This is a genomic window from Dehalococcoidales bacterium (assembly GCA_028717385.1).
Taxonomy (GTDB): Bacteria; Chloroflexota; Dehalococcoidia; order Dehalococcoidales; family CSSed11-197; genus CSSed11-197.
In genome coordinates, this window is the sequence record JAQUNW010000010.1 from 1 (window position 1) to 15,943 (window position 15,943).

At 46.2% G+C, this 15,943-nt stretch carries 20 protein-coding genes and 1 tRNA gene; 10 read left to right on the forward strand and 11 right to left on the reverse strand.

What is annotated here, in order from left to right; translation table 11 throughout:
- Window positions 1-20: 20 nt before the first annotated feature.
- The 6 genes from PHX29_03625 to radA form a co-directional block, all read right to left on the reverse strand.
- Window positions 21-96: transfer RNA gene (locus PHX29_03625), tRNA-Ala, on the reverse strand.
- 60 nt (window positions 97-156) lie between these two features.
- Window positions 157-504 carry a YbjQ family protein gene (locus PHX29_03630; protein ID MDD5604986.1) on the reverse strand — a complete coding sequence of 116 codons (348 nt, stop codon included), beginning with the start codon at window positions 502-504 and terminating at the stop codon, window positions 157-159.
- A 191-nt stretch (window positions 505-695) separates the two neighbouring features.
- Window positions 696-2,063 (reverse strand): cysteine--tRNA ligase, encoded by a 1,368-nt coding sequence (cysS, locus tag PHX29_03635; protein ID MDD5604987.1) that lies wholly within the window; start codon window positions 2,061-2,063, stop codon window positions 696-698.
- A 3-nt stretch (window positions 2,064-2,066) separates the two neighbouring features.
- A complete protein-coding gene (ispF, locus tag PHX29_03640; protein ID MDD5604988.1) occupies window positions 2,067-2,540 on the reverse strand; it encodes a 2-C-methyl-D-erythritol 2,4-cyclodiphosphate synthase in 474 nt (157 codons plus the stop codon).
- The gene (ispD, locus tag PHX29_03645) at window positions 2,537-3,223 is read right to left on the reverse strand and encodes a 2-C-methyl-D-erythritol 4-phosphate cytidylyltransferase (GenBank protein MDD5604989.1); all 687 of its coding nucleotides are present in this window, start codon (window positions 3,221-3,223) and stop codon (window positions 2,537-2,539) included. The genes ispF and ispD overlap by 4 nt, the downstream gene beginning before the upstream one ends.
- A gap of 1 nt (window position 3,224) precedes the next feature.
- A complete protein-coding gene (radA, locus tag PHX29_03650) occupies window positions 3,225-4,592 on the reverse strand; it encodes a DNA repair protein RadA (protein ID MDD5604990.1) in 1,368 nt (455 codons plus the stop codon).
- A 164-nt stretch (window positions 4,593-4,756) separates the two neighbouring features.
- Here radA and PHX29_03655 point away from each other — a divergent pair, with 164 nt between their 5' ends.
- From PHX29_03655 to PHX29_03680, 6 genes are all read left to right on the forward strand, one after another.
- Window positions 4,757-5,215 (forward strand): universal stress protein, encoded by a 459-nt coding sequence (locus PHX29_03655; GenBank protein ID MDD5604991.1) that lies wholly within the window; start codon window positions 4,757-4,759, stop codon window positions 5,213-5,215.
- Complete coding sequence (locus PHX29_03660) at window positions 5,212-5,610, forward strand: TrkA family potassium uptake protein (protein MDD5604992.1); 399 nt, start codon at window positions 5,212-5,214, stop codon at window positions 5,608-5,610. The genes PHX29_03655 and PHX29_03660 overlap by 4 nt, the downstream gene beginning before the upstream one ends.
- A gap of 9 nt (window positions 5,611-5,619) precedes the next feature.
- A complete protein-coding gene (locus tag PHX29_03665) occupies window positions 5,620-6,282 on the forward strand; it encodes a TrkA family potassium uptake protein (GenBank protein MDD5604993.1) in 663 nt (220 codons plus the stop codon).
- Window positions 6,283-6,373: 91 nt separating this feature from the next.
- A complete protein-coding gene (locus PHX29_03670; GenBank protein MDD5604994.1) occupies window positions 6,374-6,868 on the forward strand; it encodes a ComEA family DNA-binding protein in 495 nt (164 codons plus the stop codon).
- A gap of 4 nt (window positions 6,869-6,872) precedes the next feature.
- On the forward strand, window positions 6,873-8,429 hold the full coding sequence (locus tag PHX29_03675) for a ComEC/Rec2 family competence protein (GenBank protein MDD5604995.1): 1,557 nt from the start codon (window positions 6,873-6,875) through the stop codon (window positions 8,427-8,429).
- Window positions 8,375-9,322: an MBL fold metallo-hydrolase gene (locus tag PHX29_03680; protein MDD5604996.1), complete on the forward strand. Its 948-nt coding sequence runs from the start codon at window positions 8,375-8,377 to the stop codon at window positions 9,320-9,322. Before PHX29_03675 ends, PHX29_03680 begins: the two co-directional genes overlap by 55 nt.
- A gap of 21 nt (window positions 9,323-9,343) precedes the next feature.
- On the opposite strand, the gene PHX29_03685 is transcribed toward PHX29_03680, so the two are convergent.
- From PHX29_03685 to PHX29_03705, 5 genes are read right to left on the reverse strand one after another with little or no spacing between them, the layout of a single operon-like run.
- On the reverse strand, window positions 9,344-9,895 hold the full coding sequence (locus PHX29_03685) for a nitroreductase family protein (protein MDD5604997.1): 552 nt from the start codon (window positions 9,893-9,895) through the stop codon (window positions 9,344-9,346).
- Between the two features lie 2 nt (window positions 9,896-9,897).
- The gene (gene dtd / locus PHX29_03690) at window positions 9,898-10,344 is read right to left on the reverse strand and encodes a D-aminoacyl-tRNA deacylase (protein ID MDD5604998.1); all 447 of its coding nucleotides are present in this window, start codon (window positions 10,342-10,344) and stop codon (window positions 9,898-9,900) included.
- Window positions 10,341-10,592 (reverse strand): TIGR04076 family protein, encoded by a 252-nt coding sequence (locus tag PHX29_03695; protein MDD5604999.1) that lies wholly within the window; start codon window positions 10,590-10,592, stop codon window positions 10,341-10,343. Before PHX29_03695 ends, dtd begins: the two co-directional genes overlap by 4 nt.
- 39 nt (window positions 10,593-10,631) lie before the next feature.
- The gene (locus PHX29_03700; protein ID MDD5605000.1) at window positions 10,632-11,654 is read right to left on the reverse strand and encodes a molybdopterin-binding protein; all 1,023 of its coding nucleotides are present in this window, start codon (window positions 11,652-11,654) and stop codon (window positions 10,632-10,634) included.
- Window positions 11,647-12,279, reverse strand: coding sequence for a nucleotidyltransferase family protein (locus tag PHX29_03705; protein ID MDD5605001.1), 633 nt, complete (start codon window positions 12,277-12,279; stop codon window positions 11,647-11,649). Before PHX29_03705 ends, PHX29_03700 begins: the two co-directional genes overlap by 8 nt.
- A 90-nt stretch (window positions 12,280-12,369) precedes the next feature.
- On the opposite strand from PHX29_03705, the gene PHX29_03710 reads away from it, so the two are divergent.
- The 4 genes from PHX29_03710 (at window position 12,370) to PHX29_03725 (ending at window position 15,924) form a co-directional block, all read left to right on the forward strand.
- On the forward strand, window positions 12,370-13,089 hold the full coding sequence (locus PHX29_03710; protein ID MDD5605002.1) for a response regulator transcription factor: 720 nt from the start codon (window positions 12,370-12,372) through the stop codon (window positions 13,087-13,089).
- Window positions 13,082-14,452 carry an ATP-binding protein gene (locus PHX29_03715; GenBank protein ID MDD5605003.1) on the forward strand — a complete coding sequence of 457 codons (1,371 nt, stop codon included), beginning with the start codon at window positions 13,082-13,084 and terminating at the stop codon, window positions 14,450-14,452. The genes PHX29_03710 and PHX29_03715 overlap by 8 nt, the downstream gene beginning before the upstream one ends.
- A gap of 123 nt (window positions 14,453-14,575) precedes the next feature.
- Window positions 14,576-14,962, forward strand: coding sequence for a methylglyoxal synthase (locus tag PHX29_03720; GenBank protein ID MDD5605004.1), 387 nt, complete (start codon window positions 14,576-14,578; stop codon window positions 14,960-14,962).
- Window positions 14,963-15,030: 68 nt separating this feature from the next.
- Window positions 15,031-15,924 (forward strand): PstS family phosphate ABC transporter substrate-binding protein, encoded by an 894-nt coding sequence (locus PHX29_03725; protein MDD5605005.1) that lies wholly within the window; start codon window positions 15,031-15,033, stop codon window positions 15,922-15,924.
- Window positions 15,925-15,943 lie beyond the last annotated feature (19 nt).

Here is a 15,943-nt window from a genome sequence, read left to right on the forward strand (position 1 = left end):
CCAAACGGTTTTTAGCTTTGTGGTGGAGCCGGCGGGATTCGAACCCGCTACCTTTTGACTGCCAGTCAAACGTTCTCCCAAGTGAACTACGGCCCCTCAAGAACAAAAACCGGTTATAACTTTAACAAAAACAGATCGATATAGCAAACCGCGTGGCTATTCCAGAACAACACCGGTGCCGTATGCAAGTACTTCCGCTGCATTCTGCATTACCATGGCAGTACCAAATCGAAGCCCGATGATTGCGTTGGCGCCTATCAACGTGGCATCTTCTATCATTCGCTTCAGAGCTTCTTCTCTGGCATCTGCCATCATTTCAGTGTACTCAGTAATCTCTCCGCCTACAATGCCCCTGAGACCGGCAATGATGTCTTTGCCCAGGTGTTTAGCACGGATGGCTGATCCTCTTACTATGCCTACACTGCTCGCAATGGTCTTTCCGGGTATAAATTCAGTAGTTAACCATTTTGGTTTTTCCTCACCTTTTTCTTCTTTCGATTTGATGAAACGATCTCTGATGAGGGCTGCCAGGAGAATGACAAAACCAGATCCAATAGCACCAACTCCAATCCTGATTAACAGTGGTATCTGTGGATCGCCGAAAAAGCCTTTTAATGCCCAACCCCCCAGGAGCAAAGCTCCGGCCAGAATGAGCCCAAGGCTAAACTTCTGCAGCATATCAACCCCCTACTGTGCTACTTAAAATTCCAGGTGGTGCCCTCAGGTTTGTCCTCTATAACAACTCCAAGATCGTCGAGCTTGTTGCGTATTTCATCCGCCAGAGCATATTGCTTTTCCTGGCGTAATCTTTTACGGATAAAAACAAGAAGGTCAACAAACGGTTTGACTTCAGCGGGTTCTTCTCTTTGTTGATTGAGTGTCAGCCCCAATACGCCAGCAAGTTTGATAAGCATCTGCTGTGATTTTGCAATATCAGAACCCGCGTCTCTGCTGGTATTTATCTGGCGCGCCAGATCGAATAAGACCGATACTGCTTTTGGTGTATCAAAATCATCGTCCATCGCCTGGATGAAAGCGTCTTCAAAGGTTTTTAAATTCAGCTCACATGATAAGGAGCCTTGATTTTCCAGATGGGCTGCCTTGGCAAGGCGCTCGGCACCCTTTTGCGATGCTTCAAGTGCCTGCAATGAATAGGTCAGCGGATTACGGTAATATGAGCTTATCACGAAAAGACGAATACCATCAGCAGAAAAAGTCTTCAGAGCCTCCTTGATAGTTACCAGGTTCCCGAGGGATTTGCTCATTTTTTCTTCACCCAACTTCAGGAGCCCGTTATGCAGCCAGTAGCGTACAAAAGGTTTTACGCCAGTGGCACATTCTGATTGGGCTATTTCGTTTTCGTGATGAGGGAATATCAGATCCTGGCCTCCCCCGTGAATATCTACACTTTCGCCCAAGTATTTTAAAGCCATGGCGCTGCATTCCATGTGCCACCCAGGCCTGCCGGGTCCCCATGGGCTAGGCCAGGACGGCTCTCCCGGTTTGGAGGCTTTCCACATGACGAAATCCATGGGGTGCTCTTTTTCATCGCCGATTTCAATCCGGGCACCAGCCATCATATCTTCCAGTTTGCGACCTGACAATTTTCCGTAATCCGGCATCGAGGTCACCCTGAAATATACACTTCCGCTGCTGGCTTTGTATGCATGCCCCTTGTCTATGAGATTCTGTATCATTTCAATCATTTCAGGTATTTCACGGGTAGCTTGCGGAAAATCGTCCGCCGGCCGGATGTTTAATGCTGACATGTCTTCCACGAAGCTGGAAAAGAATTTTCCTGCCAGCTGTTCCGTGGATGTGTTCTGCCCTAAGGCGCGATCAATAATTTTATCGTCAATATCCGTTACGTTTTGAATATAACGGACGCGATAACCCTTGTATTCAAGATATCTGCGGATAACATCAAAGGTAATGTAGCTCATGGCATGGCCGACATGAGCATCCATATATGGAGTTACCCCGCAAACATACATGTTTACTTCCCCTTCTTTATGAGGGATAAAATCTTCTTTTTTGCGGGTAAGAGTAGAATATATTTTCATGCGTTATTCACCAGTCAGTGTAGATATCGCCAGGGCAGCTATACCTTCTTCCCTACCGACAAATCCCAACAGGTTGGCGGTACTGGCTTTTACGCTTACGCGTCCTGCTTCTATTCCAATGGCTTTGGCAAGATTGGCGCGCATTTGGTCAATGTAATCGCGCAAACGTGGCTGTTCAGCTACTACTGTAGAATCAACGTTATGAATACGGAATCCTCTTGAGCCAAGCTTGGCTACTACATCTTCCAGCAATTTAAGGCTGGATATATCTTTATATACCGGATCCCCGGGAGGAAAGTGCATTCCAATATCGCCCATGGCAGCGGCGCCCAGAAGGGAATCGATTACGGCGTGGGTTAGTGTATCGGCATCACTCCAGCCGATAAGGCCTTTGTCAAACGGCACATGTACTCCGCCGAGGATCAGCTTGCGGTCAGGTGCAAGCCTATGGCAGTCGTAACCAATACCTGTTCTCATTTTACGCCTCCTCGCTTTCTGATTAGAATTTGGATAAGCTCCAGGTCGCTTGGAGTGGTGACCTTAATATTATCATAAGAACCTTCAGTCAGGCTAACCTTACCGCCTGCTATTTCTATAATCTGAGCATCGTCAGTAACATCACCGGTTACCCTCTGATAAGCCATTCGTATTAAGCTGGTTTGAAAAGCTTGCGGCGTCTGAACTGCCCGCAAGTCTTCTCTTGGAAGGGTCTTATTAACAAAACCGTTATTTTCAGTTTTTATAGTATCAGTAACTTGAACCACCGGGATGCAGGCACCAGTTTTCTCGGTACCTGCTGCTACTCGTTCAATTAGTGTAGTGGTGATGTTAGGCCTGGCTCCATCGTGGATAAGGACGATCTCTCCAGTGACTTGTTTGAGTCCTTCCTGAACTGAGTCCTGGCGTCTGTCTCCACCGTGAATTATTGCCGTTACTCGGGAAAAACCTTCTTTTTCTACTAATTTTCTGCCTATTGGGAGGTTGGACTGGTTTAATACGATGATAATCTCATCAATCGGTGGGCTCTGCTCGAAAGCCAGCAGTGACCAGTAAAGGAGGGGTTTGCCGCACAAGTCCGCGAATAACTTGTCAGTTCCGCCCATCCTGCGGCTGATTCCAGCCCCTAGTACGATAGCAGAGATCTTTTTATTGCCAAGCAAACTATCCAGCCTTTCCTGAGAGCCCCAGGCGAATGGCTTCTCTTAAGGTTGATACTGTAATTAGTTGAATACCTGCGGTCTTGGCGTTTTTTGCACCCTTTTCTGGTACTATACATTTTTTAAAGCCAAGCCGGGCTGCTTCTGACAGGCGGCGATCTAGTCGGGGTACTGCTCGTATTTCTCCGGAAAGTCCGACCTCTCCTATTGCAGTTAAGTCCGGTAATACCGGACAATCCCGATAACTTGAGGCAATTGCCAGGGCAATAGCCAGGTCCGCTGCAGGTTCGGTAATTCGTATTCCGCCGGTGGCATTGGCAATAACATCTTCTTTACCCAGCTTCAATCCACAGCGCCGCCCTAGTACAGCGGTCAGCATGAGCAGGCGCCCATAGTCTATTCCATTGGCAACTCTTCTTGGTTGTCCGAATATCGAAGGGTTTGTGAGCGCCTGTACTTCTACAAGAAGGGGACGACTTCCTTCAAGGGTAGGCACAACTGCCGAACCAACGGTATCTGCCAGACGTTCAGAGAGAAAAATTGCTGAAGGATTTGGTATTTCTGCCAAGCCTTCAGTGAGCATTTCGAATATTCCTACTTCATTAGTCGAGCCGAAGCGATTTTTTACTGAGCGCAGAATTCGGTATGCCTGAAAAGGCTCACCTTCAAGGTAGAGGACTGCATCTACCATATGCTCTAGTACTCGGGGGCCGGCTATAGTGCCGTCTTTGGTTACATGGCCTGTGATAAACACCGGGCAATTACTCGTTTTAGCCCATGCCATCAGCTTTTGGGTGGATAGCCGGAGCTGGTTAAGGCTGCCAGGCAGCGTTTCGGCTTCCGGACAGTATACTGATTGTATTGAATCAACCACTAGCAATACTGGCTTCAGGATTTCCGCTTGACCGAGTATCAATTCCAATTCGGTTTCTGCAGCAAGAAACAACTCATCCCCCTTGATTCCAAGGCGATGCGCTCTCAGCTTTACCTGGCGTGGTGTTTCTTCGCCACTAATGTAAATCACCCTGCCTTTGGTTTGGCTAACATTGGAAGCAGCCTGGAGAAGTAAGGTTGACTTACCTATTCCCGGCTCACCGCCAATAAGCACTAGAGAGCCGGGGACTATCCCTCCCCCCAGAACCCGGTCGAGCTCATCTATTGATGTAGTGAATCGTTCTTCTTCTCCAGTCTTGATCGAAGGCAGGGTTAAAGGAGAGGGCACTTCGGAGGGGAGAATACTTGAAAGCCTGGATCTCTCTAAAGGTTTTTCCAGAAAACTGTTCCATGCTTCACAGGCAGGGCATTTTCCCAGCCAATTCGGGCTTTGGCGCCCGCACTCCTGGCAGATAAATATACTTTTGGATTTAGCCATGAAATGACTTTATCTTAAAAACGGTCGTAACGCAAGTAATCTGGTTTGTTGCGCACAAATTGTGGTTTTTTAAGCGGTAAAGCCAGGGAAATAGCTGTTGTTATCTCTTAATTGCGGGTCATGATGGTTGTAAATGTAATTGGAGGTGTCTATAATAGATCCTTATGACTTCAACAGCTATGGAATTTAACCGTATACTCGTTCCCGTTGCTGGAACAAAAGCCGATGAAGCAGCTATGGAGCTTGCCTGTTGTCTCAGCCGTGGGAAAAAACAGGCCGAGATCTTTGCAGTTCATGTCATTCCGGTAGATCGCTCCCTTCCGCTGGATGCTGAGATAAGCAACGCTATTGACCGCGCTGAAGATTTGCTGGAGCATGTTACCAGTGAAGCTGAAACCAAAGGTTATGATGTAGATTCCGATATCCTCCAGGCTCGGGAGGTAGGGCCAGCTGTGATAGAAGAGGCGATTTCTAAGAAGGCTGACCTTATTTTAATTGGAGTGTATTATAAACGGCATTATGGGGAATTTTGTCTGGGTGACGTTGTTCCATACGTTTTAAAGAATGCTCCTTGTCCGGTACTGGTGTACCATCAGCCCCAGGAGGATCAGTCCGAAGCGTGAAAGCGGTTATTATGGGATGTAGCCGAGTAGGCGCCCGGCTGGCAGAAATGCTTTCCGAAGACCAGTGCCAGGTTACTGTTCTGGATATAGATCCTTCCAGCTTTAAGCGGCTTCCTCAAAATTTCCAGGGAACTGCTCTTTTAGGCAACGGTCTGGATGAAGCCACCCTTATCAAGGCAGGAATTGAGATGGCAGATGCTTTTGTTGCGGTAACCCAGGGGGATAACCGCAACATCATGGCCAGTCAGATTGCCCGTCATATATTTAAAGTGCCCAGAGTGGTTTGCCGTGTATACGATCCATTGAGAAGAGATCTTTACAGCGAACTCGGACTGGTTACCATCAGCTCAACAACAATTGTAGCTCATATGGTGAAGGAAAAGTTGTTTGGTTAAGGGAGTCATGTGTATATAATTATTGTGGGTGGCGGGCGTCTGGGTTTCAAACTGGCGCAATCGTTGCTCGGCGAATCACACGAGGTCTTGGTGATTGATAAACGTCAGGAACTGGTTGACAGGATAGTTGCCGAGATGGGCAGTGTAGCGATAGTTGGTGACGGGTGTGAGGGCAAGACTCTGGAAACTGCTGGTGCCAGCCGGGCAGATATGTTCATTTCTCTCACCAGTGAGGATGAAGATAATCTGGTTGCCTGCCAGATTGCCAAGCACAAATATAAAATCCCTCGAACAATCGCTAGAGTTATGGACGAGAGAAATGAGCCGCTTTTTAAAGTTTTAGGTATAGATATTATTATCAACAGTACCAATATTATTTTGGAATACGTAATGCATGAACTCCCGTCCCCGCCGGTAATGCACCTTCTTCAGGAGCGTGGTCGGGGCTATGAAGTTGTTGATATAACCATTCCGCCTTCATCGGGGGCAATCGGAAAGACTATTAAAGATATCGCATTGCCGAAAGGTGCAATAGTTGCCTTGATCATTCGTAAAGATGCCTCTCCGGTGCTTCCACAGGAGGAAAGCCGGTTTGAGGAGGGTGACCAGGTAATCGTAGCAACCAGCCCCGAAAATGAACCGCTTCTTCGCGCTGTACTCACAGGAAAGTAGCCCAACCTTGACTTTGGTTTTACTAATAATATAGCCTTTATATTATTAGTAGTCCTGTAATATAACCTTCTTGTTTCTGGGGGGTCTTTCAATGCGCAAATCTGCTTCATTTTTCCTTTTATTATCTATCGTTATGTTCTGTCTTCTCGGTGCCTGCAGTCAAGCCGAACTGATTGAAATCCGTTTTGACGAGCAATTACCACCCGCGTTAATGGGAGAAGTATACATTGATGGGGAAGTGAATGTTCCCGGTCTCTATCCTCTAAAAAAACAGGACACGCTTGAAGATTTGCTTGAATCGGCTGGAGGTATGCAAAGGGGTGGAGATGGTATACACTGCCGGATTTATTTTGAATCCGATCAAATGACTGCGAGTGAGCAAAAAGTAGATCTGAACCGGGCCTCTGAATGGCTGCTGGAAGCTTTGCCCGGGATAGGTCCTGGTACTGCTCAAAAAATTGTTTCTTACCGCTCTCAATATGGTCCTTTCCGCCATGTGAAAGAACTGATGAATGTGACTGGTATTGGGGAAGCAACTTACATCAAGCTCTCCGATAAAATAACAGTCCTCGATATCTCGGAGTAAACGGGTGAAGCTTCTATGGCTATACTCCTTGTACTTGGCTGGAATTATTGCCGGGAGCAATTTTGAAATCTCCTGGCTGGTGTTGCCAGCCAGCTTGCTGCCGTTGCCTCTGGTTTGCTTCAAGCGCGCCAGGAAAGTGGCTCTGTGGGGAAGTTTAAGCTTGTTACTGTTAATCGCTGGGCTGGCTTCATCATCGCCTCATGCCATAGGAGCAGGGCTTGAGGTTCTTGCTTGGTATAATAATTCAGGAATAGTGACCATCAATGCAACTATCGACCGAGACATAGAAATTCGTGATTCCTCGCAGCATTTGCACCTGGATTGTAGCCAGGTCAGCAGTCAAGGGGTAAATCGCAGCACCACCGGGCATCTACTGGTTTACACTTCACGTTACCCTGAATACAAATATGGGGATGAACTGCTGATCACGGGAAAGCTGGAAAAACCTCCGGTGTTTAAAAATGAAATTACCGGAGAGGTAGAGTTTGATTACGCTTCTTATTTGGCGAACCAGGGGATTCTTTCGATAATGGTCTATCCAGAAATTCAAGTAATATCGGCTAATAATAGCAATTTCTTTTTGTCTGGCTTGTATGATATCAAACAAAAACTGGCATTTTCTATTGAACGTGCTCTACCGGAACCCAGTTCGTCCCTTGTGTGCGGAATTTTGCTCGGTCAAAGGTATAAAATACACCAGGATATACAGGATGACTTCAGCCGTACAGGAGCTTTTCATCTTTTAGCAATCTCTGGCCTCCATTTGGGGATCATTGCAACGATGACCCTAAGTTTGGGGCGTGCTGTCTTGGGCAGGCAAGGCTACATCTATATTTTTCTGGCACTGACTGCCATCTGGTTGTACGCTATCGTTTCCGGATCGGGCGCACCGGTAATACGAGCAGCAGTAATGGCAAGCATTTTTCTTTTAGCCGAATTGGCAGGCAGGCAAAAAAGTGCATTACCTGCACTGGCACTTGCAGCATCTATCATGGTTGCTATCGATCCCAAAATAATAAATACGACTTCATTCCAGATGAGTTTTTCTGCAATGGCAGGAATTATGCTGTTTTATTCTAGTATCAGGTCATGGGGACAAAAAATTCTTTCAAGGCTGTTTGGAGAGAAGCGCAAGCTGCCGGCTTTGGCAGGCTTAATCATAGATAGTTTATCGGCAAGCTTGGCAGCTACAATTTTTGTATTACCGTTAACGTTGCATTATTTCGGAATATTTTCTCCGCTAGGTCCGCTAGTTACGCTTTTACTTATGCCAGCCCTGATCCCGATAATTGCCATCTCAATGCCAGTTGCGGTGCTGGGGCTATTCTGGCCGACGGGAGCTATGGCGTTGGGGTGGTTGTGCTGGGTGTTTTCTAAATATACGCTTGTTGTCACCGAGTGGTTTTCTGGTTGGGATTCATCATACGCAGAAAACATCACCTTCTCCGGTTTTTTGGTGATAGTCTATTATAGTGGAATGCTGGCAGCCTATTTGGTCGCTATGATATGGAAGAGAACAAAAAAACACCCGGTTGCCAACCATCAGATGGAAACCGGGTGACACAATCAGGGTACATCAATACCAAATTGGCAAAGCGTTTATTGCTGCTGCTTCTGTGCTTGCTGGTATTGATTCTGTCTGCTGGTTGCCGTCGGAGCGAACATCTGGAAATCAGTTTTCTGGATGTAGGACAGGGAGATGCAGTGCTTATTTCGCAAGGTAATACACAGATTCTGATAGACGGTGGGCCGAGCCCCGGAGTATTACTGCGCCAGCTTGCTGGCAAAATGTCTTTTTTTGACAGGAATATTGAATTGGTTGTGCTTACGCACCCGCATGCTGATCACATCAATGGTCTACTTGGAGTCCTGCGTCGTTATGATGTATCACAGGTGATTTTTCCGGCAACAGGTGATGTACTGGAAGGTTACGATGGTTTGGCTTATGAGGAATGGCTAAAGCTGATTCAAGAAAAGAAGATTCCTTCGACCATTGCCTGTGAAGGAATGAGTTTTTGTTTGGGTGAGGCAAATTTTATGATTCTTAATCCTCAGAAAAACTTGCACACAGGAACAATTTCTGATGTAGACAACAATAGCATTGTTCTTGAACTAAGCGCAGGGGATTATAATTTCCTACTGACGGGTGATCTGATGTGGCAGGGAGAACTTGAACTTGTATTAGAGCGTAAAATCAGGCCTGTTAATATCCTTAAAGTTGCCCATCATGGCTCAAACACTTCTTCAAGCTTAGAGTTTCTTTCGGTTGCCAAGCCAGATATGGGAATAATTTGTGTTGGAGAAAATGATTTTGGCCATCCGGATAACACAATTATAGAACGAATTTCTTTCCATACCAGAGGTGGAGCTGTAATAAGAACGGATAAATGCGAAGGCATTACTTTCATAACCGATGGGCGGTCACTATGGGCTGAAGCAGACCTTTGCCGCTGAGCAGCAGGAATTATTAAGTAGTCATTCTCTGCTCCAACTGTTCCACAAACATATTTCATCCAGAGGCTTTCTCTGCTGTGGACTAACTGAGGAGTCTTTGGCAGGGTATCCCAGGGCAAGTAATATTTCAACCTTTTTACTTCCGGTAATACCGAGCACGTTCTTGGCTTTTACTTCATCAAACCACCCAATCCAGCAAGTGCCAAGACCGAGCTCAGCTGCCTTCAGAACGAAATGTTCCCCGGCGATACCGATATCTATCAGATGAAAGTCAGTTTTTCTGATAGCGCCACCGGCTCTGGGGAGCCATTGAGGATCAGATATTATCGCAACCAGAACCGGTGCTTTAGCGGCAAACATCGTCCCGCGGTAAATTCCGCTGAATGCTTCTTTGGCAAACTTTTCCTTTACAGCTTCATCATCGATAATTATGAATTTCCACGGTTGCGCATTGCAGGCAGATGGTGCGAGTCTGACAGCTTCGAGGCATTGTTTTATTATTTCCCGCTCAACCGGCTGCGGTGAGTACTTGCGAACACTTCTTCTGGTTGTTAATATTTCAGAAAATTCCATTTCTATCTATCCTTACTGTCCAGCATTATTGTAACCGGGCCTTCGTTGACAAGGTGTACCTGCATCATAGCCTGAAAGCGCCCGGTTTCAGTTTTAAGGCCACTTACGCGGCATTTATCTACAAAGACATTGAATAATGTTTCAGCCTGTTCGGGAGGTGCTGCCTGGGTAAAGCACGGCCGGCGGCCTTTTCTGGTGTCAGCCATCAGTGTAAATTGGCTGACAAGCAGCAGTTCACCCTGGATATCCGTAACAGAGAAGTTGAACTTGCCGCTGGCATCCGCAAAAATGCGCAGGTTTAGTAACTTGTTGGCCAGATAGTCAGCATCTTCTTCAGTGTCCCCCTCAGCAACGCCGACCAATATACATAAACCGTTAACGATGCTGCCCGTAGCTTCGTCTTCTACAACAACCCTGGCTGAGCTTACCCTCTGTATAAGAGCCTTCAATCTACCTTCTCCAGTTTAAAAACCACCGGATTAGCTGGATCGGGGCAGGCTACTACTGCCGTCCCTGGCTCTTTCTCCCAGGGGAAATTGCCTCCAAAGGCCAAAGCCTGGGCGAAAGGGAAAAGGGTATAGTGTGCCCATGCACACATTCCTGCCGGCGTTGCCTGTCCGATAATAAATACATTCCCTTCTTTATGTCCGGCTTCGCAACAGCCTTTTTGAGAGATTATTGTGGCTCTGATATCCACTCTTCCCGCACCTCCGTTCTAAAACTACAAGTGAATCAATTAATGGCCAAACGGACATACCGGATATTGGCATTTGGCACAATTCAGGCACAGCCCTCCATATCCGTGATCGATTATCTCTTCCCGGGTGATTATTTCTCCCGCGATAAGTCTTGGTAAAACTACATCAATGCCATTGATATTGAACAGCCCTCCAGCAGGGGCTCCCAGTATTGGAGTTCCGCCCAATACAGCCAATAAGCCCATAGCACCCGGCATGATTGGCATACCATATTTTATAATAGTGGCACCGGAGCGTTTTATGCCTTCCATGGTTACATCGTCTGGGTCTACGGAAAGTCCGCCGCAGGTAGCAATCAGCTCAGCTCCGTGGTTTTTCATATCTATTATTGCATTGGCGATTTCCTCTTCAATATCCGGAACTATCTTGGAGCAGCAGATATCTGCACCTAAAGGCAAGAGTTTTGCGTGCATAATGTCAATGAATTTGTCCTGAATAAGTCCATTATATACCTCGTTGCCAGTAACTACTATACCTACTTTTTTAATAACATAAGGTTTGACGTAGGCTACTTTACCACTGGAATTGGCAAGCTCTTCTATCTGCTGGATTTTTTCTTCTTCGATATAGAGAGGAATGGCTTTTGCCCCGGCTATAACTTGCCCGCTGCTGACTGGAGTGTTATCGTGCAGGGTAGCCACAGTGATATTCTCAATGCTGTTGATTTTGGCAAGTAGTCCGCGGTTTACTTTTAGCAAACCCTTTATAGAAGCTTTTATGTTAAGCCTTCCTTCTTTAACCTGGGCAGGCATGGTGTTTTCGCCCGCAATCGCTGCCGCCAATCTTGTTGCGGCTTCCTCTTCATGCAAAGTTTTTTCATGCCCACCATCGTCAACATAGATATGCTCTTTTCCCATGCTGAGAAGTTCTGGAATATCGGCTTCGGTTATGATGTGTCCGCGTTTGAACCGAGCCCCTTTGTATTCTCCAGGGATTATTTTAGTCATGTCGTGGGCAATAATCAGTCCTATCGCATCCCGTGTCCTGACCTTTTTAAGCACTCTGACAGCCTCCTTGTGTGAACTGTGATTTTATTTTCTCATAGTCTGTTAAAGTATTAATGTTGGTTATTACACCCGGGTCATCAACTTCTACCTGAAGAATGTCATCCGGGTGGCGCAAAAGCAATTCTCTGCCACCAACATCACCCTCAAGGGATAACAACTCGGGCAGGTGTGTCTGCCGGAATACAATCGGATTGCCTTTTTGGCCACGGTGTACTGGTACGGTTATCCCTTTTTGCGAAACTTCGGCTTTTTTTAAAAGCAAGTTGTATGTTTCAGTTTTGGCAAGTGGTTGATCTGCCAGTGCAATCATAAAAAACTGACAATCCGGATTCAGTTGCTCAATCCCTTTGCGTAGAGAAGTTGACATACCAAGTTTATAATCCGGATTATATGCAATTACCGCTTTTGTCTGTTCGGCAATTTTTATGGTAGCTTTAGCCATCGCCCCAACGACTACAATTACCTGATTGGCATCGGATGCCAAAATATTATCCAGCGTTATGCCCATTATGGTACTTTTGCCTAATGGAAGCAGCTGTTTCGGGGTTCCCATACGCTTTGCCATTCCAGCAGCGAGCAGTATAATGGCAGTAGAGTTTGAATTTTGTGTTTTCGACATGGTTCTACTGGTTTAGTATGGCATTTAGCTTGTTTTTACGTCAAACATTTTATTCTTGCGAGATCGCTTTTTTAAACCTATACTTAAAATATGCCAGGAGAAACAATACTTCTTGTAGAAGACGATCCTTCGTTAGCTGAAGTCATCAGGTATAACCTGGTAAAAAACGGTTATCAGGTGACAGCTGTGGCTGATGGGTTTTCCGCCCTGGAAGAAGCACGTTCTGTTAAGCCTGATATTGTGCTGTTGGATGTGATGCTTCCGGGTTTGGATGGCTTCGAGGTTTGCCGTCGTTTGTCTAAGGACAATAACGCTGGAGTGATTATGCTTACTGCGCGAAGTGAGGAAATGGATAAAGTGTTGGGGCTTGAATTAGGGGCGGACGATTACATAACCAAACCATTCAGCATGCGAGAGCTATTATCCCGCATTAAGGCGGTATTGAGAAGGCGCCAGCCGATGGTTGATTTAGATAAAAATGCCGAAATGCCGGAAGCAAGAATTATAAAAAGAGACGGCATTGAAATTGATACCTCTCGCCATACAGTGACCGCGGATGGCAATCTGGTGGAGCTGGGGCCGAAAGAATTTGAGCTATTGGTTATGCTTGCCAGTAATCTTGGCCGGGTATTTGACCGCCAGTATCTCCTTGAACGGATTTGGGGATATGAGTATGCCGGCAGCACGCGAACTGTTGACGTACATGTTCGCTGGCTGAGGGAGAAGATCGAAAAAGACCCGGCGAATCCAAAAAGGATTATAACAGTACGCGGTTTTGGTTATAAGTATGAGGCGGATGAGGTTGTTTAGTTCTATTCGGAAAAGTTTGCTTACGATTGTTGTTTTACTAGTGCTTTTTAATGCCCTTCTTTACATTCTTTATATTTTACTGGCGATTGAACCGGGAGCGTTCACCGGGACCGTCTTCTTGCACTTATCTCTGATTGCAGTAGGCAGCCTCGCTGTTTCAAGCCTGTCGATTGTGTTTTTTACACGTTCTATGACCACTTCGCTAAAAAGTATTGCCGGTTTTATTCAGGATTTGGTACCAGGCCAACCATTTAATAAACTCGTTAGTACCCGGGAAGACGAGATTGGCGAGCTTGCCCATGAAACAAATCAACTAGCGGAGCGAACTAATGAAAAATTTCACCAGCTTTCCAGCGAAAGGAACCGTCTGGATCTGGTGCTCTCGCGAATAGAGGACGGAATATTTTTGCTTGATGGTGAAGGGATTATCCGGAATATCAACCCATCTGCAGAAACCATCTTCGGGATAAATAAAACTACAAGTGTTGGTATGAGTTTCATTGAAGCTGTTCGGGATTATGAGTTGGATAAACCGGTGCGCAAATGTCTGAGAACAAAAAAGCCGCAACAGGAATATCTTGATTTGCGACACCGGGGATTATATCTGGGTATGATAGCAACTCCTTTGGCTACTGAGCCCGGTTGCCTGGTTTTGATCCAGGATCTAAGCCGCTTAAATAAGCTGGAAATGATCCGGAAAGACTTTATTGCCAATGTTTCCCACGAGCTTCGCACGCCGGTTTCTTCAATCAAGTTGTTATCTGAAACACTTGAAGAGGGGGCTTTGGAAGACCCGGGAGTATCAAAAAAATTCTTAGGCCAGATGATTCAAGAAGTGGACAAGCTTGAAGGTATTGTAGAGGGGATGACTACGCTGGCCAAAATAGAAAGTGGAGAAGTCCGCCTGAAAAAGAAGCCAGTAGATATTGTAAGGCTCGTTGAGCAAGTTACCAAGCGTTTACAGGGAATGGCTGCCGAAAAAGAGCAAGCATTAACAGTTGTCATACCGGCTGAAGAAGTATTGGTTATGGCCGATGCACTTCAGCTGGAGCAGGTGATTTTTAACATCACTCATAATGCAATTAAATTTACTCCACCAGGTGGCACAGTGACTATTCGTGTTACATTTGATGAACAGCAGGTTGTGGTAAGCACCAGCGATACCGGCTTCGGGATTGATCCCGCAGACCTTGCGCGGATATTTGAGCGTTTTTTTAAGTCAGATAAATCACACAGCAGCCAGGGCAGTGGGCTCGGCCTGGCGATATCACGCCACATCATAGAAGCTCACAGCGGCCGAATCTGGGCGGAGCCAGCTCCCGGTGGTAAAGGCTCTCGCATATCATTTTCCCTACCTGTATAATCCATAATCCGGAAAAAAATTTAACCTCATTTTAACCTTTCTTTAAACCCTTTTTAACATATCGCTGTTATCATTAGATTAATGAAATATGAAAGCAATAAAGGATTTTAAGGAGGTTTTCAATTGGACAAGATTACTATAGCTCTTATAGCGCACGATACCAAAAAACAAGAGATGGTCGAGTTTGCTAAAAAACATACTGGCATATTGCAAAAGTTTGATCTGGTGGCGACCCGTTCTACCGGGGAGATGATAATAACAGGAACCGGTCTGGATGTTACACTGCTCTTAAGCGGGCCGCAGGGAGGAGATCAACAAGTTGGAGCGATGGTTGCCAGCGAAAGATGCAAGGCGGTTATCTTTTTACGAGACCCGTTGACCGCTCAACCTCATGAACCGGATATAACTGCTCTGCTCAGAGTGTGTGATGTACATAATGTGCCACTGGCAACCAACCGGGTAACTGCTGAGGCGGTAATAAACTATATATCCTTGGGGGGAAAAGCCTGAATATCACGCCTGCCTGGTTTAAAGGCGGACTTTATATAAAATTGTAACAGGAGATAAAACAGTAACAAATGAAGAAAAATAGAATAGTTTTACTGCCACTTCTTATTGGTATAATGGTATTGTCTGTTGCCGGATGTAATGGTTCCAGCTCAACTGAGGATGGTTTGTCCGGGTTTATAGATATCACCGGATCCAACACTGTAACCCCAATTTCAACCCTCTACGCAGAGGAATTTATGAGCGCCAACCCGCAGGTGAACGTAGCAGTGTCCGGGCCTGGTTCCGGAGCGGGCATCGCAGCGCTAATCAACGGTACAACTGATATCTGCCAGTCATCAAGGCCTATCAAGCAGTCTGAAATAGATCAGGCTTTATCCAACGGTATAAATGTAACAGAAACCAGGATTGCTACAGATGCTATTGCTGTTATCGTACATCCGTCAAATCCAGTAAGCGAACTTACTGTAGAGCAACTCTCAGGGATATACACCGGAGCTATCACCAACTGGAAACAGTTAGGCGGTCTGGACGCTTCCATTGTTGCGCTTGCTCGCGATACCAACTCCGGCACCCATGTTTACTTCAAAGAGGCAATCGTGCAGATGGATGGCCTTCCCGGAAAGGATACCAGCCTGGAATATGGAGGGGCGGTACAACTTTTGCCCTCCACTTCTACAGGGGTGACTCAGGTGAGCCAGAATCAGAACGCCATCTTTTACATCGGGTTGGGTTATATGGATGATACGGTAAAAGCACTGGGGATCAAGAAAACTTCCAGCAGTTCGGCTGTCCTTCCAAGTTTGCAGACCGCTCTGGATAACACCTACCCGATATCTCGGGGCCTTTACTACTACACTGACGGTGAGCCAGGGGGATTGATCAAGGCTTTTGTTGATTATGCCCTGTCAGACAAGGGTCAAGAGTTAGTTGAGTCAGCCGGATTTGTTCCGGTTGCAAAATAGGGAACAATCTGCATCGAGC

Bases quoted from the DNA above. Each gene is read 5' to 3' on its own strand.
- cysS (MDD5604987.1), bottom strand. From the start codon at position 2,063: ATGAAAATATATTCTACTCTTACCCGCAAAAAAGAAGATTTTATCCCT.
- ispF (MDD5604988.1), bottom strand. From the start codon at position 2,540: ATGAGAACAGGTATTGGTTACGACTGCCATAGGCTTGCACCTGACCGC.
- radA (MDD5604990.1), bottom strand. From the start codon at position 4,592: ATGGCTAAATCCAAAAGTATATTTATCTGCCAGGAGTGCGGGCGCCAA.
- PHX29_03655 (MDD5604991.1), top strand. From the start codon at position 4,757: ATGACTTCAACAGCTATGGAATTTAACCGTATACTCGTTCCCGTTGCT.
- PHX29_03670 (MDD5604994.1), top strand. From the start codon at position 6,374: ATGCGCAAATCTGCTTCATTTTTCCTTTTATTATCTATCGTTATGTTC.
- PHX29_03680 (MDD5604996.1), top strand. From the start codon at position 8,375: ATGGAAGAGAACAAAAAAACACCCGGTTGCCAACCATCAGATGGAAAC.
- PHX29_03685 (MDD5604997.1), bottom strand. From the start codon at position 9,895: ATGGAATTTTCTGAAATATTAACAACCAGAAGAAGTGTTCGCAAGTAC.
- PHX29_03705 (MDD5605001.1), bottom strand. From the start codon at position 12,279: ATGTCGAAAACACAAAATTCAAACTCTACTGCCATTATACTGCTCGCT.
- PHX29_03710 (MDD5605002.1), top strand. From the start codon at position 12,370: ATGCCAGGAGAAACAATACTTCTTGTAGAAGACGATCCTTCGTTAGCT.
- PHX29_03725 (MDD5605005.1), top strand. From the start codon at position 15,031: ATGAAGAAAAATAGAATAGTTTTACTGCCACTTCTTATTGGTATAATG.